Here is a 26,244-nt window from a genome sequence, read left to right as displayed (position 1 = left end):
AGAGGCAACCTAATAGCACAAAACAGGTCACAGACACTGCAAATTTAAAATACACAGGAATTTTATGGGTAATAGCAAAAAGGTGACAGTATTGGGTGGAGGCAGTTTTGGTACTGCTGTAGCCAACTTTACCGCCAGTAACGGCCACGACGTGTATCAATGGATGCGCAACGAACAGCAGGCGCAGGATACGCAAAAGTATCGAGAAAACAGCCGGTATCTGCCGGGCTATCCGCTCAACGATGCTCTGCAAATTACCAGCGATCTCAACCTAGCGTTAGAGGGCGCAGAGCTGGTTTTTGTGTCTATTCCCAGTAAGTCTTTTCGCAGTGTTATTAAACTGATTAAGCCAAAACTATCGCCCACCGCCATGGTGGTGAGTACTGCCAAGGGTATTGAACCAGGCAGTTTTACCTTAATGAGCCAAATATTGGAGCAAGAGCTGCCAGGGCAGCCCATTGGCGTACTCAGCGGCCCTAATTTTGCCAAGGAAATTGTCCAGTCTCAGCAAACCGGTACCGTTATCGCCAGCGAAGACGATCAGTTAATTGAAACCGTGCAAGACGCCCTGAGTGCGCCGACCTTTCGGGTATACGCCAATCACGATCGCTACGGCGTCGAATTGGGTGGTGCGTTAAAAAATATCTACGCCATAATTACCGGTATGGCGGCGGCGCTGGGCTGTGGCCATAACACCCAGGCCATGCTGCTGACTCGTAGCCTGGCGGAGATGGGCCGCTTTGCCCAAGAGTTGGGCGCCAATCCAATGACCTTTCTGGGGTTGGCCGGGGTAGGGGACTTAATCCTTACTTGTACGTCAGATCTATCGCGTAACTACCGGGTAGGCTTTGCCATTGGTGAGGGCAAAAGCTTGGACCAAGCCATCGAGGAGATTGGCCAGGTGGCAGAGGGAGTGAACACCCTAAAAATCATCAAACAGAAAGCCGACGAGCTGGAGGTTTATATGCCGTTGGTTAGTGCATTACATGGGGTGCTATTTGAGCAAAAGCCGCTGGCCGAAGTCGCCGCCGGTTTGATGCAAGGGGAGCAGAATTACGATGTTGAATTTACGGTGAAAAACCATGACTGAAAAACCTTATCAGTGGAATAGCCAAGCATTTTGGCTGCGTGTGGTTTACATGCTAGTGGTTGCCCTGGTGGCTCATTTGGCGTTGATGGTGATTTGGTTTTTGCTGGTGTTGCAGTTTGTCATCGTGCTGATCACGGGCGAACCCAGCAACACCTTGCAGCGCTTTAGCCGTACCATAGGCCTCTTTGTGGCGCAGGCTTTTGCTTTTATTGGCTTTGCCCAAGAGAAAAAGCCGTTTCCGTTCAGTGATTGGCCGCAATAAAGCCTTTGGCTGGCAGTTTTGGCTGTCACTTGCTAATCTCAGCCGCTGAATCAAAAACCGTGGTTCACTGTTAACCGCTATTTGGCACACAAAGCTTGGGCCTGCAATACCCAAGTTTTGTAAGGCGCCGATGACTGGTGCCGGTAAGTGGCTGGCGCCAGCAAGCCGTGCGCCGAGTTAATTGAGCCAGGTTCTGGTTAAGCCCGTGGCTGTGGCACGATGTTGGGAAGGCCACAGCAAAAAAAGCACAGGCGAGCAGGCCATTAAAAACATTAACTGCCCGAGAAAGTCCACTAGAGGTAGCATCAATGCAGATACTGATTCTCCGTCACGGTGAAGCCGACCCCTATGCTCGTCCAGATTGTCAACGACGTCTAACAGGCCGCGGAATCTTAGAAACTGAAGCCATCCTAAGTCGGCAATTACCCAGCTTACAAAGCGTGACTCAGATCTGGGCCAGCCCCTACGTGCGAGCCCAAGAGACCGCGCGATTGGTACAAAAAATACTCCCTGGCATAGAGGTGCAAACCACCGATCTGCTGGTGCCAGAGGCAAACCCGCAACGATTGGCTAATGCTATTGAAGCCGCAGAAATGGACAGTGTACTGTTAGTCAGTCATCAGCCGTTGGTGGGGGTGTTTTTGGATTGGTTGGCAGGGTTAGAGCCAGGTAGCCACCGCTTAGGCACCAGTGCCCTGGCCTGCGTCGAGACAGAAGTAATTGCCGCAGACTGTGGCCATTTGCAATGGGTAGACCAACCATAACGTTGGCTGGCTGCCTGAAAGACGGCCGATTAGTCGTTTGGCCCCGAGCCCTAGACTAATACCTAGACTAATAGCAGTGGCGCTGAAGCAAGCAGGCGCTGCAGAGCGCTGGAAGTAGCTTGGAAGAGTCGGTAGCGTTCATTGCTGGCCAACAAATCTAGCTATTGCTGTATCAAAGGCCGTGAGGTGCCTTGTGAATCAAATCAATGCTATTTCGCAGAGGAAACCACGGAGGCAAGCTACGCGGACGACTCAAAGTAAATGAGCCATACTTCGCGGATCTCAATTTATTGCGTCTGGGTGATGACTTCGAATGTTTGGTTTGTTAAAACCGATTGATTGTGCAGCGGTGTTGATCCACTACGCAATTGAGCGTGGAGCAGGTGTAATCCTGCTGAGGTGTTAGTTCGAGAAGAGGGAAATTAGAAGAGCGACTTAACTGTGCGGCTAAATCGCTCCCATAGACCTGAGCAGCATCCGTTAACCTTACCTGGTTTAATCTTCTTCCTTATCTGCATCCTGCAAGCGAAAATTCCATTACATCCGGTGGTAAAAACCTTTTTCGCTGGCTTGTCCTAAGCCGCTGAATCGTCCTGATTCCGTTTGCGCACTGACAGCTCCGTGCTATCAAACTCCTGTATTCCTTGCGCTACGCTTTACCGTCCTGTAAGCGCTGGTGTCCTAATCTCTGCGTCCTTGAAGAGTGTCGTCCTTGCCCGTTCCGTGGCTGGGTGCGCTGATTTCCATAGTCGCGCTTGTTCATCCCTAAAAGTGTTCTTCCTGAATCTTGTTTGTCCGTAAACGAGCAGGTCATCCTTAAACCTGTGTGATGTCCTTACCCGAGCTCCATGCCCTAGTTAATATTCTTACTATCGGCGTCCTGGCCTGCGGTCTCCTTGCGTATTCCTTTATCGCGTATTCCTTTACCTACGGCACACCCTGTGACCGTTGACGCTCCTTGTTCACTGTCCTTAGTGGGCTTCTTCCTACAGCCTTTAGTTGCGTCCTTTACTTAACCAGCATCCTTACTGGCTCATCCCTAATGGCAGTGTCCGTTTGCCTTGTCTCTTTTTTAAAAAGTCCTTCTAAAGAGTCCTTCTACAGTATCCTTACCGCTGTTTTCCCTGAGGTCGTCCTTCCTAATGATCTTCCGTGTCCGTCGTCCTTGTCCCTGTAAACTTCCGTTTACATAACCAACATCCTGCTAGTTTGGCATCCTGCCGAAAAAATCCTTTTTGCAAATAATCCTTTTGGGCCGTCCTTGAAAACTGTAAAGCAGAGATCGTGCCTATTTCGGTATCGTCTACGGCATCCTGCCGAGTTGCGAGTGAGCTGGCGCTAACCCTAGTGCGTGCTACCGCGGACCTTGCTGCTTAAACTGGCTATTTTGTCGGAAGTACTAGAACAAAATAGCGTTAAACCTGCTGCTTATGCGTTGCTCGTATTACCGAGAGGCAACGTTATAAAAGGAGAACCAGTTAACGTTACTTTAGTAACAGTGTCACAGAACTTCGCTTAATCTCACTATTAGTTGCTCAAATTTTAAGAGCTGGCTAAAGGCTTCTTTCAGTGCACCAATTTTGCATTTAGTTGATTGCAAAATTGTGAAGGCGTCACATCCTGGTGCAAATTCATTTTGGCTTAAGAGCTGCTTTCTCAGGTTCTGTCGGTTAGATCAGATACTGAGTTATGCAAGCGAAGTCACTAGCCAATTAGCGATAAAGAATCCGTTCATTGCCTTATGGTTAGTTATTATGGTCTTACCCCTGGTGGCTGTCTGTAGGAGAAATGAGAAAATCTTGTGAGATATATCGCACACGCTCCGAGCGACTCTAATGTAGCACTGTGCGGCACTTTATAACGTCGCCCGCTAATATGAGGTAATGTAGCTGGCTTTCGTCAGTTTTCTAGGACACAACCATACTAATTTAGGAGCAGAGCATGAGAGTGCCTTTGATGGCAACCTTTTGGTTATTCACGGCCGTAGCCGGCGTCGGCTGCACTTCGACCATGGCCCCAGGCGACGCTACGCAGTTTGCAGCGCAGCCGCTGCCCGAAAGATTGCAGCGTTATTACCAAGAAGATTTAGAGCGCTCACCGGTGGCGGCTTCCTACCAGGGGTCTCGTCTTGGTTACGGCCAATGGAACGAAGTAGGAGAAGCGGCAGAAGCGAAAGAACTGGCGGTGCAAAAGCAGCGGCAACTAGAGCTGCAAGCCATTGACCCGGAGACTTTATCTGAGCAAGAGCAAAACTCCCTGGCCATTGCCAAGCTTAATGTTGATCGGCTGGTGGAGTTTTATCCTTTTCGTAACAACGATTACGTTATGCAGCAGTTTCGCTCCTGGCACACCTCGGTGCCCAGCATTTTAATCAATGTCCATCGCATCACCGACGAACAAGATGCAGACGATTATTTATCCCGCTTGGTCAACACAGAGAGCTTGTTCAAACAAGTGCAGCGCAAAATGGCCATTCAGGCTAAGCAGGGTGTCTATGCGCCGCAATGGAGTTACCCACAAATGCTGGAAGCCGCCAGCAATGTGATTAGCGGTTTTCCCTTCGACACTGCCGCTGAAACAATCAACCCCATTTACGCCGATTTCAAAGCCAAAGTTATCGCTTTAAACCTAAGTGAAGAGCAAACCAATGCCTACCTGGATGAAGCTGAAATTGTGTTGTTGGAAACCGTTGGCCCGGCCTATGAGAAATTGATTGCCGCCATAGAAAAATACGGTGCCCAGGCGCCGGAAGGCGATGGCGTGTGGCGCTTGCCCGATGGCGAGGCCTACTACGATTACCTATTAAAGTTTTATACCACCACTGACCTAAACGCCGAGCAAATACACCAGCTGGGCTTGGATAACGTGGCGCGCATCCATGGCGAAATGCGCAGCATCATGGAGCAAGTGGGTTTTGAGGGCGACCTGCAGGCTTTCTTTGAATTTATGCGCGAAGACGAACAATTCTATTACCCCAACACCCAGGTCGGGAGAGATCAATATTTGAGCGAAGCGGTCTCTGCTATCGATACCATGCGGGCAAATTTGACCGGCTACTTTGGCATTCGTCCGCAAGCGCCTTTGCAGGTTAAAAGAGTGGAGGCGTTCCGTGAAAAAAGCGCAGGTAAAGCATTTTATCAGCGGCCACCACCGGATGGCAGCCGGCCCGGTATTTATTACGTTAACTTATACGATATGAAATCCATGCCCACCTACCAAATGGAGGCATTGGCCTATCACGAGGGGGTGCCCGGCCATCACTTGCAGTTGGCCATTAATGCCGAGTTGGCAGGGGTAAGTGATTATCAGAAAAACGTTCGGTTTACGGCCTACACCGAAGGTTGGGGTTTATACAGCGAGTATCTTGGCAAAGAAATGGGTTTCTACCGCGACCCTTATTCTGACTTTGGTCGCCTAGCCATGGAGTTGTGGCGGGCGTGTCGCTTGGTGGTGGACAGCGGTATTCACAGCAAGCAGTGGAGCCGACGAGAAGCCATCGATTACTTAACCAAAAATACGCCTAACCCGGTGCGCGATGCGGAAAAAGCCATTGAGCGTTACATCGTATACCCAGGCCAAGCCACGGCCTATTTGGTGGGTAAAATAAAAATTCTAGAGCTGCGCACAAGGGCGCAAGAGGCTCTGGGAGAGGCATTTGACATGGCGGCCTACCACGATTTGGTGCTAGAAGACGGGCCAATGCCGTTGTCTATGTTAGAAACAAAAGTTGATGCCTGGATTGCCAGCCAGCAGTAACTAGCATTTCCAGTAACAAAAAAAGCGGCTCACTCTGGGCCGCTTAATTTTTGCTATTTTTTTGGCAGTTTTCATTGCCCAGTTATTAAGGCACTTCCCTGTACCACTTTAGTTTTTAGATGCAGGATTTTTAAGTTCAGGTTTTCAAGATCGGCTTTTCGAAGCCCAGCTTAAAAGTCAGTCTGATTCATACCGCCTATTCAATTGTCGCGCATTACTTAACGTTAAAACAATTGGCGTAGTACGTGGTGGTGGCCGGCCAGTCTGAAAAGACACCGAGAACACCAACGTCTTGGGCCAGAACGTGCAGCGCTTTAAATTGGTCGCTGTCGGTTTTTATGGCTTGTGCTGCGGGGTTGATATCAAAACCGTAGTAATAGGTAGCCACCGGATTGCCTTCGGCATCGGTACCTGTACGGGATCCATTTCTTAAGTCCGAGCGCTCTAAAGACCAAGTAATAATCTCTAGGCCGGCCTGCTTGGCTGTAGTGGCGTACAGCGAGGGCACTATGTCACCGCTATCTGTCACAGTTAGCAAATACGGAATTGGCGGGGCCACGATTTTTACTCCGGCATCGTACAGCTCGGCCATCGACGGTACAAAAGTCTCGGCATTATTTGGATCTATGGGGCGGCTGTCTAAATACACCGCTTGGTCACCGAAATCGGTATTGGCGTTCCAGTAAAGAACATCATCCAAATTAAACGATTGTGGCCATACGCGGTGGGCAGGCACACCGGCCTCAACGTATTCGTCGATTAGGCGTTGAGCGTAGGCTTCTTGGGAGCCAAACACATCCTCAATTTGCACATTGGCACCGCTGTCGCCACCTTTTAGCTCCGGCGTAAAGCCCACGCGTAATTCACGGAAAAGGGCGATACTTTCTTTGTGCGTCATCAGGGTGCCGCGGGAATTGTACAGGTCGGTTCGCCAGCTGGCGGTGCCATCCTGGAACGCTTCGGCGCTGGTGGCACTGCCGTTGGCCGCGTCCATTTTGCCTTTTAACGTTTTAAATTCGGCAAGCGTTAAGTCGCTGGCGCAGCATTTTACGGAGCCGGGGTTAGGGTTATCGTGATCCCAAGGAACCGTGCAATGGCTATTGAGTTCGGTGGAGATGATATTGGTGGTGGTATGGAGATCGCACTGGGCATGACGGCAAACCAGCTCGCCGTCGCCGGTGAAGGTGACATCGCACTCTAAAATTCCCGCGCCCATTTTGGCTGCCGCCACGTAGGATTCTCTAGTGTGCTCCGGAAACTGCAGCGGGGCACCTCGATGGCCAATGGAAAAAGTAGTTTTGTAAAATTTTTTGTTCTCACAGGCTTTAAGGCGCTGCTTGAGTTTGCTGTCTTCAAGCCCATCCACCAAAAACTGTGGTCGAAGACCAACGTCGACGGGGTCGTAGTGTTTACTGCCCGGGTTGGCATTGGTGCAATCAGAAACACTGATCACCACCAAAGCGAGAGCTCCCAATCTCTTAATAAAGCGCATGCTGATTTCCTCGTAGTTAGTCATCCTATAGACCTTTAATCAAATACTGGCGCGGCTCGCGCCAGCGGCCACCAGGGTAAAGGTCGTAACGAGGACGTTACCGATTAAACATGCAGTTTTATTGACGAATTTATTACCGCTTAATGTCGCTTTTGTGACGGGAGTGAAAGCTATAGGTGCTAGTGATCATTTTTTTGTTGTTGTGCCGCGAATTGTGCATTTTGCTCGGCGCTCGCTGGGGTTTGATATTGAGCTTTCCATTGCTCGTAGGGCATGCCGTATACCAGCTCGCGGGCTTGGTCGTAATCGATGCTTTGGCCGCGCTCCTCGGCGGCTGCCTTGTACCATTTGCTCAGGCAGTTACGGCAAAAGCCTGCGAGGTTCATTAAATCAATATTTTGTACGTCTTTGCGTTGATCTAAATGCTCCAGCAAACGACGAAAGGCTGCCGCCTGAATTTCAATTTCCTGTGCACTGGGTGAAGGTTTGTTGGATTCGTTCATGCTTTTGGCTCTTAAGTTGGCTGTTATTGGTAGGCTTTTACGGTGGCTAACACTGATTGTTACCCGTGTTATCGGTGGCCTAGGACTAACTGAATTGATGATCGTTTAAAAGGATGACTGGTAATGCGTCGCCCTTGTTGACGGTTTGTCCGGTTTCCACGATAGCCAATCCCTCGGCCCATGCTAGGGAAGATAAAACCCCGGAGCTCTGATTGCCAAACCGTTGTATTAAACCCGTTTGGTCGATTTTTATGCGCATGTATTGTCTGCGGTCGGATGGGCGTTTGATGTCAAAGCCCGAACTAAACACACGCAGGGGGTGAGTGCTGTTGTTGCCCCGAAGCGCATTTAAAAACGGTTTTACGACCAATAGAAATGTTACGAACACCGCCACGGGGTTGCCTGGCAGGCCCAGAAAGGGAGTGTCGCCAATGCGGCCAAAGGCCAAGGGTTTACCGGGTTTTATGGCGATTTTCCAGCTGTTGAGCTCGCCCAAACGCTCCACCGCGGTTTTGACAAAATCGGCTTCACCAACCGAAACACCGCCGGTGGAAACGATTAAATCGGCTTCCTGGCCTCGAATCAGTGCGGTCTGGGTGGCTGCCAGCGTGTCTTCCACTTGGCCTAAATCCACTACCTCGCATTGCAGAGCCTGCAGCGCTGCGGTGAGTAAATAACGGTTGGAATTGTAGATCTGCCCTGGGCCAAGCGCTTGGCCGGGCTCCTTCAGTTCGTCACCGGTAGACAAAATCGCTATTTTAGGCGGCCGATATACGGTAATGTTAGCCCTGCCTAATGAAGCCAGCAGCCCGATATCCACAGCGGTGAGTCTATGACCTTGGTTGAACAGTTCGTTGCCTACGGTAATGTCCTGCCCGCGTCTACGTATATTGTCACCCAGTGCGGTGCTGTGGGCGGTTACCCATTGGCCATCGTCGCTGCGGGTGCAGTTTTCTTGCATGGCAACGCAGTTGGCTCCAGCCGGGATCTCTGCGCCGGTAAAAATACGGGCAGCCTGGTTGGGCAATAGGGGCTGGCCGATGTGGCCGGCATTAATAGTTTGGGTTACTTCAAACTGAGTTGTGCCGCTCGTTGCCGAACTGTCGCCCAGGTTGATGGCGTAACCATCCATGGCGCTGTTGTCTTGTGGTGGCACATCTAAGGGAGAGACAACGTCTTCGGCCAAATAGTGGCCCAAGGCTTGGCTGATGTTCAGGCGTTGTGTGTTGGCCAGCGGTTGAGCGGCCGCCAAAATAATATCTAGGGCTTGTTGCAGTGTTTTCATGTCGGCATCTTAACCTTAGACGGGAGGGTTGAGAATAGCTGGTCTTGGTAATTACTTTTTGGTAATCGCCACTAAGTGTTACAGCGCAAAATGCTACGGTGCAACAGCCAAAAAACCAAATGAGCTAGCAGTAAATGGTGAGTAGTATGTGGCAGAGCGTATTGGATTTTTGGTTCAAAGAGTGTGAACCAAAACAGTGGTTTGACTCGGACCCTGTGTTTGATTTATTGGTTGGTGAGCGCTTTGACAGCTTGCTAACCCAGGCCAAAAAGGGCGAGCTGTTTGAATGGCGCATTGAAGCTGCAGGTCGCTTGGCGGAAATTATTGTGCTGGATCAATTCTCGCGCAATATCTATCGCGATAGCGCCGATGCTTTCGCTGCCGATGCACAGGCATTGGTGCTTGCCCAGGAGGCCGTGCTAGCTGGCTGTGATGAGGCATTGCCAGCGGAGCAGCGGGCGTTTCTCTACATGCCTTATATGCATTCAGAGTCTAAATTGATGCACGAACATGCGGTGGTGCTTTTTTCTGCCCCTGGGTTGGAAGAAAACCTAGCCTTTGAAGAAAAACACAAAGCCATTATTGACCGCTTTGGTCGTTATCCTCACCGCAATAAGCTGCTGGGGCGGCAGTCTACTTCGGAGGAGTTGGATTTTCTCACTGAGCCAGACTCTTCATTTTGACGGGCAGTGGTTTCTAAGGTCGCTCTCTACTGCTCGTTTTCAATGTATCGTCTGCGGTCTTTCGTTTGCTTTTATCTGCCCTTAATCACTGTGTCAAAATAAGCGGTGCGCGCTACAAAAGTTGGCCTACAAAGTTACAGGGGCGGTGGCGGCTGTCTAATTGTTCTTTGATGATTTTTTGCCAGCCGGTGGTGCAAGCGTTGTTGGAACCCGGTAGGCAAAAGATGATGGTTTTGTTGGCGACGCCGGCTAAGCATCGAGATTGCACCGTGGAGCTGCCTACCTCGGCATAGGATACCTGTCTAAACAATTCACCGAAGCCGACGATTTCCTGGTCAAACAGCGGAGCTATAGCTTCTGGCGTGCTATCGCGGCCCGCAAAGCCAGTGCCGCCGGTGGTCAATATGGCGTTGATGTCGCCGTTGGCCACCCAATCTGATATCACTTTGCGGATTTGGTAAATATCGTCTTTAACAATGGTTTTAACAGCAAATTGGTGTCCAGCTTCGGTAAGGTGCTGCTTGAGTAAGTCGCCTGAGGTATCGGTGTCGTCTGTGCGGGTATCTGAAATGGTCAAAACCGCGATGTTAAGCGGTGTGAATTCTTTACTGCTGCTCATGGTGGTTCCTGGGTTAGCCGCCGGTGGTATTCATAAAACGGACAATCTGTACGTCGTCGTGCTCAAAGTGGTGGCGTTCGGGTTTAATGCCGATGGCATCAACGATGGCTTGTTTGAGCTTTTCCCGGTCGCCGGGGTGCGCTCGAATAACGGCCTTGAGATCTACACTGTGCTCGTTGCCCAAACACAGTAGTAGCTTGCCTTCGGCGCTGACTCTTACCCGGTTGCAGTCGCCGCAAAAGTTGTTGCTGTGCGGAGAGATAAACCCGACTCGGGTCTGGCCTTCTGCCAATTGCCAGTAACGCGATGGGCCGCCGGTGCTGTAGCCGCTGGGTTGAATGGCAAAATGCTGTTTAAGGCAGTTGAGAATGTCCTCGCTGGAAACAAATTCCTCGCCACGGCCGTGCTCGCTGATGTGGCCCAGGGGCATTTCTTCAATAAAGCTGATATCGAACTGGTTACGGTGGGCGTATTCAACCAGGTCTACCACCTCATCAAAATTGCGATTGCGCAAAATAACCGCGTTCAGTTTAATGGCGCTAAAACCCTGGGATTTGGCCGCCTCTAGCCCGGCCAGCACCTGCTGCAAATCACCGGTGCGAGATAGCGCCTTAAAGCGCTCTTGCTGCAATGTGTCTAGGCTGACGTTGATGCGTTTTACACCGGCTTTTTTAAGCTCGTCCGCATATTGGGCTAGGTGCGAGCCATTGGTGGTTAGGGTTAAATCCTTAAGCGAGGGAAGGGCGCCAAGTTGGTGAAACAGGCTTTGCACGTTGCGTCGAATCAGCGGCTCGCCACCCGTCAGCCTAATTTGGGTGACACCTAGTTCACAGAACGCTGCGCCTATTTCGGCCAACTCTTCCAGTGTGCACAGCTGGGCGCGGGGTAAGAAAGTCATTTCCTCCGCCATGCAGTAAACACAGCGGAAATCACAGCGGTCTGTTACCGACAGGCGCAGATAGGTAATTTTGCGGCCAAAGGGGTCGGTTAAGGGTTGTGCTGCGTTTGTACTCATATAACGTGCGGTTTCCTGCAGGTAATCTGGTGGCTTTGGGCTTAGGTTGGGTTACTGTTTGATAGCCATTAATGACGGGCATTGATAAATGGCTAGTAACTCATTACCGCCATAAGGTAATGGCGCCCTTACGCCGAATGATGGGCGTAAAACTAGGCGCAATAATAAGCAAAACGACCCAGGATTACACCTAAATAAGGTGCAGTAGCGTTCAAGGGCCGAAATTCGCAAATGGCGCGCCTAGGCAGGGTTAGGCATCAATTGTTTGACATTGTTCCAGAATATCGCCCAACTCCGGCAGACAGGAGCCGCAGCCGGTGCCAGCTTGAGTGGCGCTGCATATATCTTCAACTGATTCTAGGTTTTGGCTGGTGATGGCCTTTTTAATGGTTTTTTCACCCACCTTTTTGCAGGCGCAAATGAGTTTGCCCTGCGCAATGCTGGCGTCGGGCTTACCTGCCAGAAGAGAGCGCTCTGCGGTGCTGTTTAAGCGGTCTGCCAGCAGAACCGCTAACCAATCGTAGTCTTGTTTTTGGGTAGACTGCGCCACGATCAGGCAGTCGATGAGTTGACCCTGTTGGATGCGAGCTCGACGCATGGCGCCGGTAGCGCTGTTGGTAAATCCCAGGTTGCTGGTTAGTTCCTGCTGGGGCAGGGTGTTGCTCAGGCTAGCAGCTAATTCAGCCGGCGGCTGCTGGCTGGCGACAAAATATAGGAAGCCCTGCTCAATGGTTTGCCTTGCCCAATAGCTGTCTTCCGGCATGGCAATGGGAGACCGGCTTAATACTAAGGCCTCACTGGACACCGGCCAGGGGCTCAGGGCAACCGGGGTGAATTTGGATTCCGGCTGGCCTGATACAGGGTCGTATTCCGGTGTGACGACGCTACTCACGCAACTGTGGGAAGAGTGGGTTCCCGTCCAGTGTATGGGCATAAACAGTTGCCCGGGTTGGACTTCGGTTGTGATGCGAGCTCTTGCCATGGCACTGCCGGCCAGGCTGGTAACCTTAACGATGGCGCCCTCGGTTGTGCCGTAGGCTTGGGCGTCCAGCGGGTTGATGTTGATGAACGGTTCCGGCTTATGGGCATTAAGGCGGGCCGATAAACCTGTGCGAGTCATGGTGTGCCACTGATCCCGCAAGCGGCCACTGTTAAGAATGAGTGGGTATTTCGCGTTGGTTGCCGTTTGCGGTGGGCGGTAGGCGGTGCTAACAAATTGGCCTTTGCGGCTGGCGGTATAGAACCCCCCCTCGGCAAAAAAACGTTGGTCATCTAGCGGCTGTGAGCCTTGGGCAACCGGCCACTGCACCGGTGCGAGGCTGTGGTATTGCTCGGTTGTAATATCGGCTAGGCCAGAGATATCCAAGTCGCGCTTGCAGCTTTCTTCCTCTTGCCCTAGGGCGGTCATAGCGGCGTATTCTTTGAACACATCCGCTTCGCTGGGGTAATCAAACTGAGCGCCAAAGCCCATGAGCTTGGCGACCTCGGACATGATCCACCAGTCTGGCTTGGCTTCACCCAGCGCCGGCACTATCTGGCGTTGGCGTGATATGCGGCGCTCAGAGTTGGTTACCGTGCCGGACTTCTCCGCCCAGCCTTGGGCTGGCAATAGCACGTGGGCGAATTGGGTGGTATCGGTATCTGCAATACAATCGGAAACCACCACAAAATCGCAATTTGCCAGAGCCTGTTTAACTTTGTCTCTATTGGGCAGGCTGGCGGCGGGATTGGTCGCCATCACCCAAACTGCTTTTATTTTGCCATCGGCAATGGCATCGAACATTTCTACGGCTTTTAAGCCGGGACCGGTGGCGAGGTTAGCGCTATCCCAGAAGGTTTTGATCAGTTCCGACGCGCGCTGGTTACCAAACTCCAAATGAGCTGCCAGCATGTTGGCTAAGCCGCCTACTTCTCGGCCGCCCATGGCGTTGGGTTGGCCGGTGACTGAAAACGGCCCGCAGCCCAGCCTACCAATTCTGCCGGTGGCCAGGTGCGTGTTAATGATGGCGTTAACTTTGTCCGCGCCGGCACTGGATTGATTAACGCCCTGAGAATACACCGTCAGTGTTTTATCGGTTTCTGCTACCCAGCGATAGAAGGTGGTTACCAAGGAGGAGGGCAGCCCCAGCTTGGCGTAGAAGGATTCCCGGTCGGCGCAATCGAACTGGGCTTGATTGAGGGCGTGAGTAAAGTTCTCAGTGTGTTGCTCGATGTAGCTATCGTCTAGCTTTTCGGCACGGGCTAAGTAATCCAGCAAGCCGTTGTATAGCAACACATCGGCGCCGGGTTTGATGGGTAGGTACAAATCGGCAATGGAGGTGGTTTCGGTATCGCGTGGGTCGATAACCACCACGCGCATTTCTGGCCGCGCCGCTTTGGCGGCTTTTAAGCGTTGAAATAATACCGGATGGCACCAGGCCAGATTGGACCCGACCAAGACGACCAAGTCGGATTGTTCTAAATCGGTATAGGTGTTTGGAACTGTGTCTGTACCAAAGGCCCGCTTGTGGCCGGCAACGCTAGAGGACATGCACAGGCGAGAGTTAGTATCGATGTTGCCGGAGCCAATAAAGCCTTTCATCAACTTATTGGCGATGTAGTAATCCTCGGTTAGCAACTGGCCGCTGACGTAAAACGCGACGGAATCCGGGCCGTGCTCAGCAATTGTGTGGCTGAACTTGTCGGCCACCATTTGCAATGCGGGCTGCCAAGCACTGTCTTGCCCGTGGATCTGGGGTTGCGTTAGCCGGCCTTGGTCGACCACGGTTTCCCCCAGGGCAAGGCCCTTGGAGCATAGGCGGCCGTAATTGGCAGGGTGGCTTTCGTCACCGCGTACCGCAACCGTGGCGGATTCACCTTCAGGGCCTTGCGTCACTTGGGCTTCTATGCCGCAGCCCACACCACAGTAAGCGCAGGTCGATTTGATCCAAGGTTGGTTATCGGATTGAATTATGGCCACCGTATTTGCTCCCAAATTAGATAATTCAACGGCCCCGCGGATTGGGCGGCGGGTGCTGGCAAAGACTACCCTAGCTGCAAAAAGCGAACCAAGCGCTGGATGCTTGGCGTGCTGCCGAATTCGCGAGGTTTTCTGTCAAGTTTGGCACTTTAAAGTACATTGAGTAGGGTGTTTTGCCCCACAACTGAACTTTCTGATGGCTTTTTGGTATTTAATGGTGCATATAAAGGTCTTGTTAAATGTTTTATTTTGGTGCTCAAAATTCTTTTCAGTATTTATATGGTGCAATCTAGTGGGCTCGACTTGTGCGCCAATGTCACAAAAGGTCATATCTTACTGTCGGTTGCTATTCTAAGTTGCTGATAAATATGCAAAAAGTTTTATTGCACTTAATTGTATAGGGAATGGCATTGGCATTGCTAACTACAAGTAAATGAATATATCCCGTGCATTTTCCTGCGCTAATGCAGTGTCTCGGCGGTATTAGTTTTTAACTCATTTCAGGTGTAAAGCATGAGCCAATCAACCGTAGAAGCCTTAGGCCGGGTCGCCATTGTTGGCGCTGGGCCGGGTGACGTCGATCTGCTTACCTTAAAGGCGGTTAAGTGCATCCAAGCAGCGGACGTCATATTTTACGACGCCCTGGTTAGCGAAGACATAAAAGCCTTGTTTCCTACAGGTGTGCTTTGCATCTACGTTGGCAAGCGCAAGGGGCGCCATGCCATTCCCCAGGAGGGCATAAACCAAGCCTTGGTGGACCAGGCGCAGCTCGGATTAAATGTGTGCCGGTTGAAAGGCGGCGACCCATTTATTTTTGGCCGCGGTGGTGAAGAGGCCTTGGCCTTGAGAGATGCCGGCGTGCCCGTGGAGGTTGTACCCGGTGTTTCTGCGGCCAATGGCTGCTCTGCCTACGCCGGTATTCCTTTAACCCACCGCGGCATTACCCAGGGTTGCACCTTTGTAACGGCACACAGCCGCAACAGTGAAACTGGCGCGGAAGCCGATTCCAGCATTAATTGGCCGGCCCTAGCCGCTAGCGGCAACACTCTGGTTTTTTATATGGGGCTTAGCCGCACCGAGCGCATCAGTGGTCAGCTCCAGCGCGGCGGCTTAGCTGGGGATACACCGGTGGCGATTGTTGAACGTGGTGGTACGGCGCAACAGCGGGTTATGACCGGTGAGCTTGCTAGCTTAACAAAGTTGGCACAAGACAACCGAGCCCAGGCGCCAGCGTTGATTATTGTCGGCCAGGTGGTGCGCCTGCATCACGAGTTAAGCCAAGTATTGCAGTCGGCGCAGTCGCTGCCTCAACAGATGTCGGCCTAGGATTTTTTTATGCAAAACGAACAGCAAATTGCCGCAAAACCCAAGGTGCTTGTGGTGGGCAATGGTATGGTTGGGCACAAGTTTATAGATTGCCTACTTGATGCCAAAGGCGATGGCCATCACATCCTAACTTTTTCAGAAGAGCCGCGGCTGGCCTATGACCGAGTACAACTCAGTTCGTATTTTTCTGGTGCCTCGGTAAACGACCTAATGCTCACCAGCGAGCAATATTACCAAGAGAAAGGCGTGTCTTTTTTGCTACGCGACAAAGTGGTTGAGTTGGATCGTGAGCAAAAGTGTGTGATCACCGAATCCGGTCGCAAAGAAGATTACGACAAATTGGTTCTGGCCACCGGCTCCTTTCCGTTTGTGCCGCCGATTCCTGGCAATGACCAGGAGCACTGCTTGGTGTATCGCACCATTGAGGATTTGGAGGCCATCACCGCCTCGGCTCAAAGTTCCAAAGTGGGGGTGGTCGTCGGCGGAGGCCTGTTGGGCCTTGAGGCGGCAAATGCACTCAAACATCTCGGTTTAGAATCCCACGTGGTGGAATTTGCACCGCGCCTAATGGCGGTGCAGCTCGATGAGGGCGGTGGCGCCTTGTTACGGCGAAAAATCGAATCGCTGGGCGTGGGGGTCCATACAGAAAAAGCCACCAAAGAAATCGTTGCCGGTAGCGAGCGTCGCTATCGCATGAACTTTGCCGACGGCTCTTTCTTAGAAACCGACATGATCGTGTTTTCTGCCGGCATTCGCCCCCAGGATGCTCTGGCCCGTGAATTTGGCTTGGATATCGGTGAGCGCGGCGGCATTGTAGTCAACAATTTCTGCCAAACTTCGGATGAAAATATCTACGCCATTGGCGAGTGTGCCCTTTGGGGTGGCCGTATTTTTGGTTTGGTGAGCCCGGGCTATACCATGGCCAAAGTCGCTGCCTGCCACATATCGGGAGATTGCGAAGAATTTGTCGGCGCCGATATGAGTACCAAACTCAAATTGCTGGGAGTGGATGTGGCCAGCATTGGCGATGCCCACGGCCGCACGCAGGGCTGTCTTAACTACAGCTACTACGACGACAGCGAAGAAGTGTACAAAAGCCTAGTAGTATCGGCAGATGGCAAACACTTGTTGGGTGCCGTGTTAGTGGGCGACGTATCCGATTACGGCGGCTGGCTGCAATTAATGCTGAATAAGTTAGAGATTCCAACCTCGCCAGAAGAGTTGTTATTTCCAAAAGAAGACGTGGTGTTCGATGTAGAGTCGCTGCCCCAGGAGGCCTTAATTTGCGCCTGCAACAGCGTAACCAAAGGGCAAATAGAGCAGGCCGTAATCGCCGGTGCCCGAGACATGAACGCCATTAAGCAACAAACATTGGCTTCCACGGGGTGTGGCAGCTGTGGGGCTTTGGCCGAGCAAGTATTTGAGGCCAAGATGGCCGACCTGGGTTATGAGGTGGGCGGCCCCGCCGATGCTGTGGCCGGTATTTTTCTAAGCGGCCTCAGTGCCGGCAATATCAGCCCGGATAAACTGCTTGCCCTAGGCGCCATTACCAAAGAATTTAACCTGTCCACCCAGGTCGCCGGCGACAATCGCTTGGAGTTGGTTGGGGTTTCTCCTGAGCAGCTCTTGGTGCTGGAGCAGCGGTTATCAGCAGCCGGATTGGCTTAGCCGGAGGTAGCGATAGGCAACAACTTTCTAGCACAGTGTCGTATCGGCAAATTCCAGTTTGTTCTCTGTGTGTTCGGGTAGCTCAGCTACCCATTTTTTTGCCCCGTTAATTTAGATTTCCTAACCAAGTCCTGCTTTCTGGCAATAATGCGTGGTAATCTCCTTGCCGCTATTGCCAGTTTCTAGGGTTTATTCATGTTTTGTGCGCGTCGATTTTCGCTATTGAGGCCTGTATTGGGCTTGGTCACATACTTCGGATTGGTTGCTGCCAATATGGCACAAGCCGAAGGCTATGGTGTGTTTGAGCCAGAGGCCATGGCCATGGGAGGCGCCGCGGTGGCCATTGCCAGTCCGGGTAATGCGGTTTTCTACAATCCCGCTCGGCTCGCTCAGTATCGCTATGATGAAGACAGGGGCCGACACGGGCGCTTATACTTCCCGTCGTTCAGTGCTCAATCCTCACAATCCGTAGAAGACTTGTATAACATCGACGAAGATCAAATTGTCGATGAGCTCACCGCAGCGGTTGATCAGTACAACGCGCAACAGGACGCCGCCAGCGCAGGCCAGGTTGTGGATGCCAGCCGAGAAGTGCTGCAAACCCTCACCAATATTCAGGGTGAAACCCTCTACGGCAACACCTACGCAGGGTTGGTGGTGGCAGAGCCTGGGGATGGCCAAGGTGGTGCCTTTTTTATTGCCGGCCGTGGTTTTGGTGACGGCGATTTAACCGGCATCGCGGACGCAGACCTCGCCTTGATGCAAGACTACATCGACGGCCTGGATTTTATCGCCAGCGCTGGCCAGCGCGGCGAAGAGCACCCAGAATTATTCGGGCCAGATGGCCTAATCGACCCGCGCAACCAAATTGTAAGTACCGCCAGTGCCGCGGCGGCGGCGGGTATCGAGCTTGGCGTTGCCATGGCACAGAGCTTTAACATCCGGGATCAGAACATCGCCTTCGGTATCACGCCAAAATTAATGTTGCTAAAAACCTTTGATGCTGAGCTCAATATTAGCCAAAACAGTATCGACACTACCCAAAGCGAAAAGTGGACCCGGCGGCTCAACGCCGATATCGGCGTGGCGGCTAACATTGGCAATTTTAATATGGGCCTAGCGGTAAAAGATGTGTTTCGCCACAACATCGAAACAACCCAGGGGCAGGCCATTATCATTGAGCCTAAGCCTCGCTTGGGTTTGGGTTATATCGGCCAGCGTTTTAAGGTGGGAGTCGACTACGATATGGCGGCCATAAAGCCGGTCGCTACGGGAATGGAGTCTCAGGATGTGTCGGTGGGTGTCGAGTGGCGAGCATTACGCCAAATCGCGCTGCGCTTTGGCTACAAAGAAGATTTACAGGGCAATCATGGCACGGCATTGAGCGCTGGTGTTGGGGTGAGCCTGGGTCGATTTTTAATGGATCTCTCCTATGTGGAGAGTGATGACGAATTAGCCGCCGCCCTACAATTTGGCTTAAAAATATAACCCCGCTGCCGGCAATCAATGCCGGCGGCTTTCATTCGGCGGGTTGAATCCAGCCCGCCTGTAAACGCTTTGCGTATTCTCTTCGTCTCAATCCCACCGTTGCCTAAGTCCGCCGATTGATTGCGCTTATAACGATTAAAACGTTGGGAGAGAACTATGCGCCACCTGCGTCTTGCTGTGCTGCCATTGCTGGTGGTGGTTGCCACAGTTGCGATTACTTTTTTATTGATAAAAACCAAGCCGCAGCTGGAGTCGACGCCGGAGCCGCCGCGCCCTCGGGTGGTGACAGTGGCACCGGTGCAGGAGGCCGCCACCCAATTAATGGTCTCCAGCCAGGGCGAAGTAACCGCCCGCGTAAATATTGATCTCGTTGCGGAGGTTAGTGGCAAGGTTGTGTATGTATCGCCGGAGTTTACCGAAGGCGGCACCTTTGAGCCTAACCAAGTACTACTGAAAATAGACGACAGCGACTACAAAGTCGCCGTCACCAACGCCCAGGCGGAAGTGGCTCGGCAAAAGGTTTTGGTGGACCAAGGCGCTGCCGATGCCAGGGTAGCCCACCAACAATTGGCTGGGGTTAAGGCATCGGATCTAGGGCTCAAAAAACCGCAGTTGGCACAGGCCAAGGCGGGGTTGGCGGCGGCCGAGGCCAGCTTGCAACAAGCCAAAATCAATTTGGCCCGCACTGAAGTTTCACTGCCGTATAAAGGCCGCGTGCGCCAAGATCAAGTGGGCCTTGGCCAATTCGTTAGCGCAGGCACCACCCTGGCTTCAATCTTTTCCACCGACACCGCACAGGTTCGATTACCGCTTACCGATGGCCAGTTAGCTTCTTTGGGGTTGCCCATAGGCTTTACGGCTACCCCAGAGTCAGCGCCGGCGGTGACTTTGACCGCCACCGTGGCCGGTGCCAAACGCCAGTGGCCCGCACGCTTGGTGCGCATTGAGCCAGCCTTTGATCCGCTCACCAGGGTCATCTATGCCGTAGCAGAGGTTGACGCCCCCTACAGTGAAAATACCGTCTTTGAGAGCGGCGCACCGCTCGCCGTGGGCTTGTACGTCGATGCCAGCATTCAGGGCCAAAGCCTGCCTGCCGCCAAAATTATTCCGCGCCAAGCACTGCGCGCCGGTAATCGCGTGTACGTGGTAAACAACGGCGTGTTAGAAATTCGCTCGGTGAGCGTTAAACACACAGACCGGCAACAAGCGGTTATAGAAGATGGTATTAGCCAGGGTGAGATGGTCGTTATCTCCCCCGTGCGCGACCCGATAAATGGTTTGCGGGTAGAGCCCATGGGTGCGGCAGAGTTGAGGGCGGAGTCGCAAACGGCGCAACAGAGGGCGTTGCCAGCGGAGGATCGATCATGACCGGAATTATCGCTTGGTGGGTGCGTAACCCTGTGGCAGCCAATATGTTAATGGTTGGTATTATTGTGGCCGGTGTATTGAGTTATCAGCGCATGGACCGCGAGTTTTTCCCCACCGTGTCGGCCATTCGCGCCTCGGTACAGGTGGTATGGCCCGGCGCAGCGCCTCAAGAAGTGGAAGAGCAAGTTGTGATGCGTATTGAAAATGCGTTGAACGATTTAGACACCATCGAGCGCATTACTGCCACCGCCAGCGAAGGCCTAGCGGATATTGAAATTCAGGGCTTACCCAGCACCGATGCCGCCAAATTTGTGAACGAAATTCGATCTCGGGTGGATGCCATTCGCAGCTTTCCTCGGGAAGTGGAAGCGCCGCAAATTGCGCAAATTATTTGGCGTAACGAGATGCAGCGAGTGGCGCTGCACGGCGAGGGCTTTTCCGAGCAAGAGCTAAAACGTGTGGCGGAAGATTTACGGGAAGAAGTGGTTTTGTTAGCTGGTATTTCCGTGGTGGAGTTATTTGGCGTGCGGGCCGAAGAGGTTGCCATTGAGTTATCTGAAAACGCCATGCGGCAATACGGTTTGAGTTTTGATGATGTGAGCCAGGCGGTACGAGAGACCTCGGTGAACGTATCCTCTGGCCGGGTGAAAACCAACACCGGTGATGTGCAACTGCGGGCCAAAAACCTGGCTGAAAACGAAGACGAGTTCGGCCAGGTTGTGGTACGGCAAACCGACGATGGCGCCATAGTCAGGGTTAGGGATGTGGCCCAGGTTAACGACGGCTTTGAAGAAAATGAAATTCTAGCCACCTTAAATGGCCAGCCAGCAGTACTGATTCAAGTAATGACCATGGACAGCATGAACATCGTCCAGGCCAGTAATTCCATTCGCCAGTGGATTGAGCAAGCTCAGCCGAGGTTACCACAGGGTATGCAGCTCACGCTGTGGAGCGATATGGCCGATGCCTATAAAAGCCGAATGCACACCATTATGAGTTCTGCCTTTTATGGGTTAATTTTGGTATGCGTGGTTTTGTTGCTCACCCTACGGCCTAAGGTGGCTTTTTGGGTGTCCAGCGGTATTTTTACCGCCTATTGTGGTGCAATGATTCTGTTGCCCTACACCGATGTGTCTATCAATTTTTTGTCGACGTTTTCGTTTTTATTGGTGTTAGGTATTTTGGTGGACGATGCCATTGTGGTGGGCGAGAGTATTCACCAACAAACTGGCCAGGGCGGTGGTGCAACTGGGGCGGTATTGGGCACTCAGTTGGTGATTAAACCGGTTATTTTTGCCGTCCTCACCACCATGATTGCCTTTGCACCGTGGTTATTTATCACCGGCGAAGATGCCCAGCTTACTCGACAAATTTCCATTATTATCATTTGCGCATTAACTTTTTCGCTTATCGAAGCATTTTTAATATTGCCGGTGCATCTGCGTAATTTAAAGCCACCTAAGCCACCTGGCAAATTGGGCAGAGCGCAGCTGGCCATTGAGCACAGCCTGATTAACTTTGCCAATACTCCCTATCGGCGTTTTCTTAAAACCGCACTGGCCCATCGCTACACCACTGCTGCTGTGTTTTTTGGTTGTTTTGCGTTGAGTGTGGTGTTGTTGGCAACAGGATGGATCAAATTCGATTTTATGCCCGATATCGAAGGCGATGAAATTGTGGTGGAAGTGGATATGGCCGACGGCGCGCCGTATTCGCGTGCGCTGGAGGTGCTGGCGCAACTGCAGGCAGGCGAACAACAACTGGTGCAAGAGGTAAAACAACTTGGCATCGAAGAAGGCGGCAGTGGTGAGTTGATCGAAAACTGGTATACCCGCTCCCGGCGCGATAACGTGATTGCCATTGTTAAATTGGTGCCGCCGGAAACCCGCCAGATAAGTGCCAAAGAAGCCGCCGATCGTCTGCGAGAATTGGTGGGTGACATCCCTGATGCCGATCGAGTGTCTTACCACAGTTCCATGGATGGCTTTGAGCCGGACATCGAATATTCGGTAAGCCACGCAGATTTCGATGTACTGCAAGCAGCGGTACGTGCTCTGGAAGCGAAATTGCGCAGTTACGAAAGCTTGTACGATGTGCGCAGTGACTTGCAGGCCGCCACCGAAGAGTACCGCTTCACGTTGCTGCCGGGGGCGGAAAAACTGGGTTTAACGTTGGCAGAGGTTTCGCGTCAGGTGCGGCAAGCCTATTACGGCGAGGAAGTGCAGCGCTTGGCGCGAGATGGCAACGACGTGCGAGTGATGCTGCGTTACCCAGAAACCAGCCGCGCCACGTTGGAGAGCCTCAACGAGTTCCACGTGCGCCTACCGGATGGCCGAGAAGTACCGCTTATGGCGGTGGTGCAAATTGAAACCCTGCCCGGTGTTAACCGAATCGATCGGCGAGAGCGCAAACGCTCCAGTGTGGTGTCGGCTGAAATGAGCGGCCAGGATCGCGAGCTGATTTCCAAGGATTTAACCGATAACTTTTTTGATCAGTGGCGGCGTGACTACCCCGGGGTTTATCTTGGTGCTATCGGTGAGGCCGAGGGCGAGGCCAAGTTTTTGGCCGAGATATCCAGCCTTTACTTAATTGCGTTCTTTACCATGTACGCTTTGATTGCCGTGGCGTTTAAATCCTACTGGCATCCGTTAATCGTACTCACCGCCATACCCTTTGGCTTTATGGGCGCTGTGATTGGCCATTTGGTGTGGGGCGTGCCCATGGACTTATTTTCTTACTTGGGCATTGGCGCGGCGGCCGGGGTGGTGGTGAATGACAATTTGGTTTTGCTGGATGCCCTACATCGCAACCGCGATAACGATATGGCGCCGGAACTAGCCATAGTAACCGCCGCGGTTGGCCGTTTTAGGCCAATATTATTAACTTCGGTAACTACCTTTGTGGGGTTGCTCCCCATGATGCTGGAGCGCTCTATCCAGGCTCAATTTCTTATTCCCACCACCATTGCGCTGAGTTTTGGTGTGCTGTGCGCCACCTTCGTAACCCTGCTGTTGGTTCCCGCTCTGTTTTTAATTGGTGAGGATATCCACCAAGCGCTGCACGCACTCAAGGTGAAAGTAATGGGTGATAAATCAGAGTTAGCAAATGAAAGTGCTCGACAGAGCCTGCCGAACTAATAGGCAAAAAAAAGCCCTCTAGTGAGGGCTGCAGGAGAGTATATATCCTACACAGTTGGAGATAGAGCAATGAAACCGAAGGCTTAATGTGCGGTGTGCAGGCCGCAGCATCAGCGTAAATGTAAACCTTATACCTACAACGAATTACTTGAAAAATCACTCATTAATATATTGAGGTTTTGCTACTTTTTTCTTTCGATCGTTGCGGTTGTGAACGCCGGTGGCTAAACAACTGTTTTACCACCGGTGTTTACTGCCAGCTTAGAATTGATAATTAATGCTGGCTTGGAAGTGTCGTGGCAACTCAGGCAAGACTATTTGGCTGCCGAACAGGTTTGGAAAGTTTGCACGATAGTATTTCTCATCGGTGAGATTCTTGCCGGTGACATTGAATAGCCAGTCTCCGTATTCGTAGGCAAACCCAGCATTGAGTAAAGTATAAGACGGCAGCTCCACCGCTTGCGAGTAGCCTGAATAGGTTGAATCAGCATGTACAACACTTGTATTGAACGCTAGACCAAAATCGAATGCGTAGGTGGCCGTCAGTGTGTAAATGTTTTCTGGCATGCCGGCTTTACGAGCATCGCTTCTCGATGTGGCAGCGGGTATACCAGTGACTTGTCCGCCGTAAATTAAAGCTGGGTCAATCTGTGGCAAATCATCGGCACCGTAGAAACTGAATCGGCCACCGTTATCCAGAGTATTAAGGTTGACTACTTCGATGTTGGTGTAACCTGCGGTCAAAACTAGGGCGTCATTAACTACCCAACGTAGTTCAGCTTCAATACCCTCTGTTTTATCTGCTGAGTTGGTTACGATGGCTTGGGCGTTAAAATCGGTACGCTCTTGTTCGTAGTAGGCAAGTGCAAAATACAAGCTGTCATCCAAGAAACTGCCTTTTATACCAATTTCTTGCAATTCAGATTTGTCTACTGCGGCGCCACTAGCTACGTTGGCAGTGTTGATTTCTGCGCCTTGGCCGGCAATTACGGTAGTTTGTTCGGATAGTGTTACATAGGGGATGAGTCCGATAGGGGTGTCATAGCTCAGACTGAAGTTCCAGGAAAATGCATCCTCTTCATTGGCGGCATCCACTGGAGCAGTAATATCGTCAGCAGTGTAGTTGGCCGTGTCGACAAAATCGCCCAGCAGATATTGACCATCGTCAGACAAAAGAACAAAACCGGAAGAGAAATTCTCTAACAGCAATTTATCCACCGGTATATGGCTTTCTATATCAATGTAGTCGTAGCGTGCACCCAGCACGACGCTTAAGCCAAAATCAAAGGTAAAGTCTGCGAGCACAGCAAACCCTAAGTCCAAATAATTACCTTCATAGTATTCGGTGTAGTCTCGATCTATGCGTGTTGCTAACAATCGATGGTCGAGCGATGACGATGGCATTGTCAGATCTCGCCGATCAAAGTACTCATTAGTAAAGTCATCTCCGTGCTCAAAATCGGTGTAGCGAATTGACGGTGATACTTGTAACGAGGTAACCAAACCGTCGCTTTCAAATTCTTTAGCAAAAACCAGTTTATCTTCTATAACGTAGGTATCATGGAACTGAGAAAAGCCATAGGCGTTTTCGTTAAGGTTTTCATAGGCCTCATAAAACAGCTGGTTTTTAATTTCTAGGCCAGAGTTTGCAGTGTATATGGTGTCGAAGTACAGCGTGATGACTTCGTTTTCCAGTGTGTCGGAAGGAGCGACTAACACATCGCTACCGTCTAGGGTAGCGGTCCCTACATTTTGCAAGGCAGCTTGACTATCTAGATCATCTACCGTTACGAATTCGGGTCGAAAAACAAACGGATTTAAGCCAAAAGCACCGTCACCATCGTCGGTGGAGAAGTCAGACACTGCTCTGTATTCTTGATGGGAGATAAAACCGTCGCCATCGGTGTCCAACGGTTGTGCGGTACCGGTTAAGTAGGTGCCGTTATCTACTAGTTCCTGGGTGAGTCGGTTCCAGCCCGCAACTTGATTGCCTTCATAGTCGTGGTACATTCCGCCCCACTGAAAGCGGAGATTGTCAGTGGCGTCCATATCAAACGACGCCTGTAAAATAGTTTGTTCAGTGGCAGTGTTGTCGTAGTAACTGTCGGAATCTTCGTATTCTCCGTATAAGTAGTAACCGACTTTTTCCGCTATAGGGCCGCCGATCTCAGCGGTCACTACATTTTTATTCCAGCTACCGGTGGTGTAACTAATTTCACCCTCATGTTCGGCTAGGTATTGGCCTCCTTCAGCGCGCGAAGATTTTGGGTTAAAGTTTAAGTAGCCACCGATTTTGGCTGGGCCATAAATGGGAGAAGCTGGGCCACGCACGATATCTACCCGATCAGAAGCTCCTATCGGTGTCGGATAATTACCGGGGTTGTCTAACCGCTTAACGCCCCTGAAGTAGGTTTCCCCAGCTGTACCTCGCACATCCAGTGAGCCGGCTACACCGAAAAAAGACTGGGTAAAGGTACCTGGCGCAAAAGCCACCAGTTCGTCGATGTCGGAAACGTGGAAACGTTCTAGTTGTTCAAAACTGATGGTGGAGGCTGAGCGTGGTGTTTCCAGCAATGATTTACCAAAGCCAAAAATTTCTACGTCTTCTCCGGGCAAGCTGCCCAAAGATCCTTCAACCACAACTTCTTCCAACCCGGCGCCAGCTTGGTCGTCGGTTTGCGCTATAGCATTGCCGCTGAGTGCTATGGCCAGCGCAAGGGGAAGGCGTGTTAACGATGTGTGCATGGAACTCTCCCTAAAAGTAAACCTAATAATCTTCTGTGCTGCTGCTTTGGTGGTGTGTAATTAGTAAATGTAACCGACGCAATG

The 26,244-nt window shown here is 51.7% G+C and carries 17 protein-coding genes; 10 read left to right on the top strand and 7 right to left on the bottom strand.

Annotated elements, in window-relative coordinates:
* The first annotated feature begins 64 nt into the window (after positions 1–64).
* The 4 genes from ACGHM3_RS16090 (at position 65) to ACGHM3_RS16075 (ending at position 5,872) form a co-directional block, all read left to right on the top strand.
* Positions 65–1,090 carry an NAD(P)H-dependent glycerol-3-phosphate dehydrogenase gene (locus tag ACGHM3_RS16090; protein ID WP_345427948.1) on the top strand — a complete coding sequence of 342 codons (1,026 nt, stop codon included), beginning with the start codon at positions 65–67 and terminating at the stop codon, positions 1,088–1,090.
* On the top strand, positions 1,083–1,352 hold the full coding sequence (locus tag ACGHM3_RS16085; RefSeq protein ID WP_345427946.1) for a DUF4389 domain-containing protein: 270 nt from the start codon (positions 1,083–1,085) through the stop codon (positions 1,350–1,352). The genes ACGHM3_RS16090 and ACGHM3_RS16085 overlap by 8 nt, the downstream gene beginning before the upstream one ends.
* A 308-nt stretch (positions 1,353–1,660) precedes the next feature.
* On the top strand, positions 1,661–2,116 hold the full coding sequence (gene sixA, locus ACGHM3_RS16080; protein ID WP_345427945.1) for a phosphohistidine phosphatase SixA: 456 nt from the start codon (positions 1,661–1,663) through the stop codon (positions 2,114–2,116).
* Positions 2,117–4,057: 1,941 nt separating this feature from the next.
* Positions 4,058–5,872, top strand: coding sequence for a DUF885 domain-containing protein (locus tag ACGHM3_RS16075; protein WP_345427944.1), 1,815 nt, complete (start codon positions 4,058–4,060; stop codon positions 5,870–5,872).
* 214 nt (positions 5,873–6,086) lie between these two features.
* On the opposite strand, the gene ACGHM3_RS16070 is transcribed toward ACGHM3_RS16075, so the two are convergent.
* The 3 genes from ACGHM3_RS16070 to glp all read right to left on the bottom strand — a co-directional run bounded on the left by ACGHM3_RS16070 (position 6,087) and on the right by glp (position 9,152).
* A complete protein-coding gene (locus ACGHM3_RS16070; protein WP_345427943.1) occupies positions 6,087–7,388 on the bottom strand; it encodes a glycerophosphodiester phosphodiesterase family protein in 1,302 nt (433 codons plus the stop codon).
* A 155-nt stretch (positions 7,389–7,543) separates the two neighbouring features.
* Positions 7,544–7,867, bottom strand: coding sequence for a DUF1244 domain-containing protein (locus tag ACGHM3_RS16065; RefSeq protein WP_345427941.1), 324 nt, complete (start codon positions 7,865–7,867; stop codon positions 7,544–7,546).
* An 85-nt stretch (positions 7,868–7,952) separates the two neighbouring features.
* Positions 7,953–9,152 carry a gephyrin-like molybdotransferase Glp gene (gene glp, locus ACGHM3_RS16060; RefSeq protein ID WP_345427940.1) on the bottom strand — a complete coding sequence of 400 codons (1,200 nt, stop codon included), beginning with the start codon at positions 9,150–9,152 and terminating at the stop codon, positions 7,953–7,955.
* A gap of 146 nt (positions 9,153–9,298) precedes the next feature.
* Between glp and ACGHM3_RS16055 the strand changes: the two genes are divergently transcribed.
* On the top strand, positions 9,299–9,835 hold the full coding sequence (locus ACGHM3_RS16055; protein WP_345427939.1) for a DUF924 family protein: 537 nt from the start codon (positions 9,299–9,301) through the stop codon (positions 9,833–9,835).
* A 112-nt stretch (positions 9,836–9,947) separates the two neighbouring features.
* Here ACGHM3_RS16055 and moaB read toward each other — a convergent pair whose 3' ends face one another.
* From moaB to ACGHM3_RS16040, 3 genes are all read right to left on the bottom strand, one after another.
* Positions 9,948–10,454, bottom strand: coding sequence for a molybdenum cofactor biosynthesis protein B (gene moaB, locus ACGHM3_RS16050; RefSeq protein WP_345427938.1), 507 nt, complete (start codon positions 10,452–10,454; stop codon positions 9,948–9,950).
* A gap of 13 nt (positions 10,455–10,467) precedes the next feature.
* Positions 10,468–11,469, bottom strand: coding sequence for a GTP 3',8-cyclase MoaA (gene moaA, locus ACGHM3_RS16045; RefSeq protein ID WP_345427937.1), 1,002 nt, complete (start codon positions 11,467–11,469; stop codon positions 10,468–10,470).
* Positions 11,470–11,719: 250 nt separating this feature from the next.
* On the bottom strand, positions 11,720–14,428 hold the full coding sequence (locus ACGHM3_RS16040; protein WP_345427935.1) for a nitrate reductase: 2,709 nt from the start codon (positions 14,426–14,428) through the stop codon (positions 11,720–11,722).
* Between the two features lie 513 nt (positions 14,429–14,941).
* On the opposite strand from ACGHM3_RS16040, the gene cobA reads away from it, so the two are divergent.
* The 5 genes from cobA to ACGHM3_RS16015 all read left to right on the top strand — a co-directional run bounded on the left by cobA (position 14,942) and on the right by ACGHM3_RS16015 (position 23,415).
* Positions 14,942–15,754 (top strand): uroporphyrinogen-III C-methyltransferase, encoded by an 813-nt coding sequence (gene cobA / locus ACGHM3_RS16035; RefSeq protein ID WP_345427934.1) that lies wholly within the window; start codon positions 14,942–14,944, stop codon positions 15,752–15,754.
* 9 nt (positions 15,755–15,763) lie between these two features.
* Positions 15,764–17,422 (top strand): nitrite reductase large subunit NirB, encoded by a 1,659-nt coding sequence (gene nirB / locus ACGHM3_RS16030; RefSeq protein WP_345427933.1) that lies wholly within the window; start codon positions 15,764–15,766, stop codon positions 17,420–17,422.
* Positions 17,423–17,617: 195 nt separating this feature from the next.
* The gene (gene traF, locus ACGHM3_RS16025) at positions 17,618–18,910 is read left to right on the top strand and encodes a conjugal transfer protein TraF (RefSeq protein WP_390517227.1); all 1,293 of its coding nucleotides are present in this window, start codon (positions 17,618–17,620) and stop codon (positions 18,908–18,910) included.
* 156 nt (positions 18,911–19,066) lie between these two features.
* Positions 19,067–20,278, top strand: a complete 1,212-nt coding sequence (locus tag ACGHM3_RS16020) for an efflux RND transporter periplasmic adaptor subunit (RefSeq protein ID WP_345427931.1) — start codon at positions 19,067–19,069, stop codon at positions 20,276–20,278.
* Positions 20,275–23,415: an efflux RND transporter permease subunit gene (locus ACGHM3_RS16015; protein WP_345427930.1), complete on the top strand. Its 3,141-nt coding sequence runs from the start codon at positions 20,275–20,277 to the stop codon at positions 23,413–23,415. Before ACGHM3_RS16020 ends, ACGHM3_RS16015 begins: the two co-directional genes overlap by 4 nt.
* Positions 23,416–23,676: 261 nt before the next feature.
* Here the strand turns inward: ACGHM3_RS16015 and ACGHM3_RS16010 are convergent, their stop codons facing one another.
* Complete coding sequence (locus ACGHM3_RS16010; RefSeq protein ID WP_345427928.1) at positions 23,677–26,160, bottom strand: TonB-dependent receptor; 2,484 nt, start codon at positions 26,158–26,160, stop codon at positions 23,677–23,679.
* Between the last annotated feature and the right edge of the window lie 84 nt (positions 26,161–26,244).

Source organism: Halioxenophilus aromaticivorans, assembly GCF_042850945.1.
GTDB classification, from domain to species: domain Bacteria; phylum Pseudomonadota; class Gammaproteobacteria; order Pseudomonadales; family Cellvibrionaceae; genus Halioxenophilus; species Halioxenophilus aromaticivorans.
Note: the sequence above shows the minus strand (reverse complement) of the source record. Positions and strands in the feature narration are given on the sequence as shown.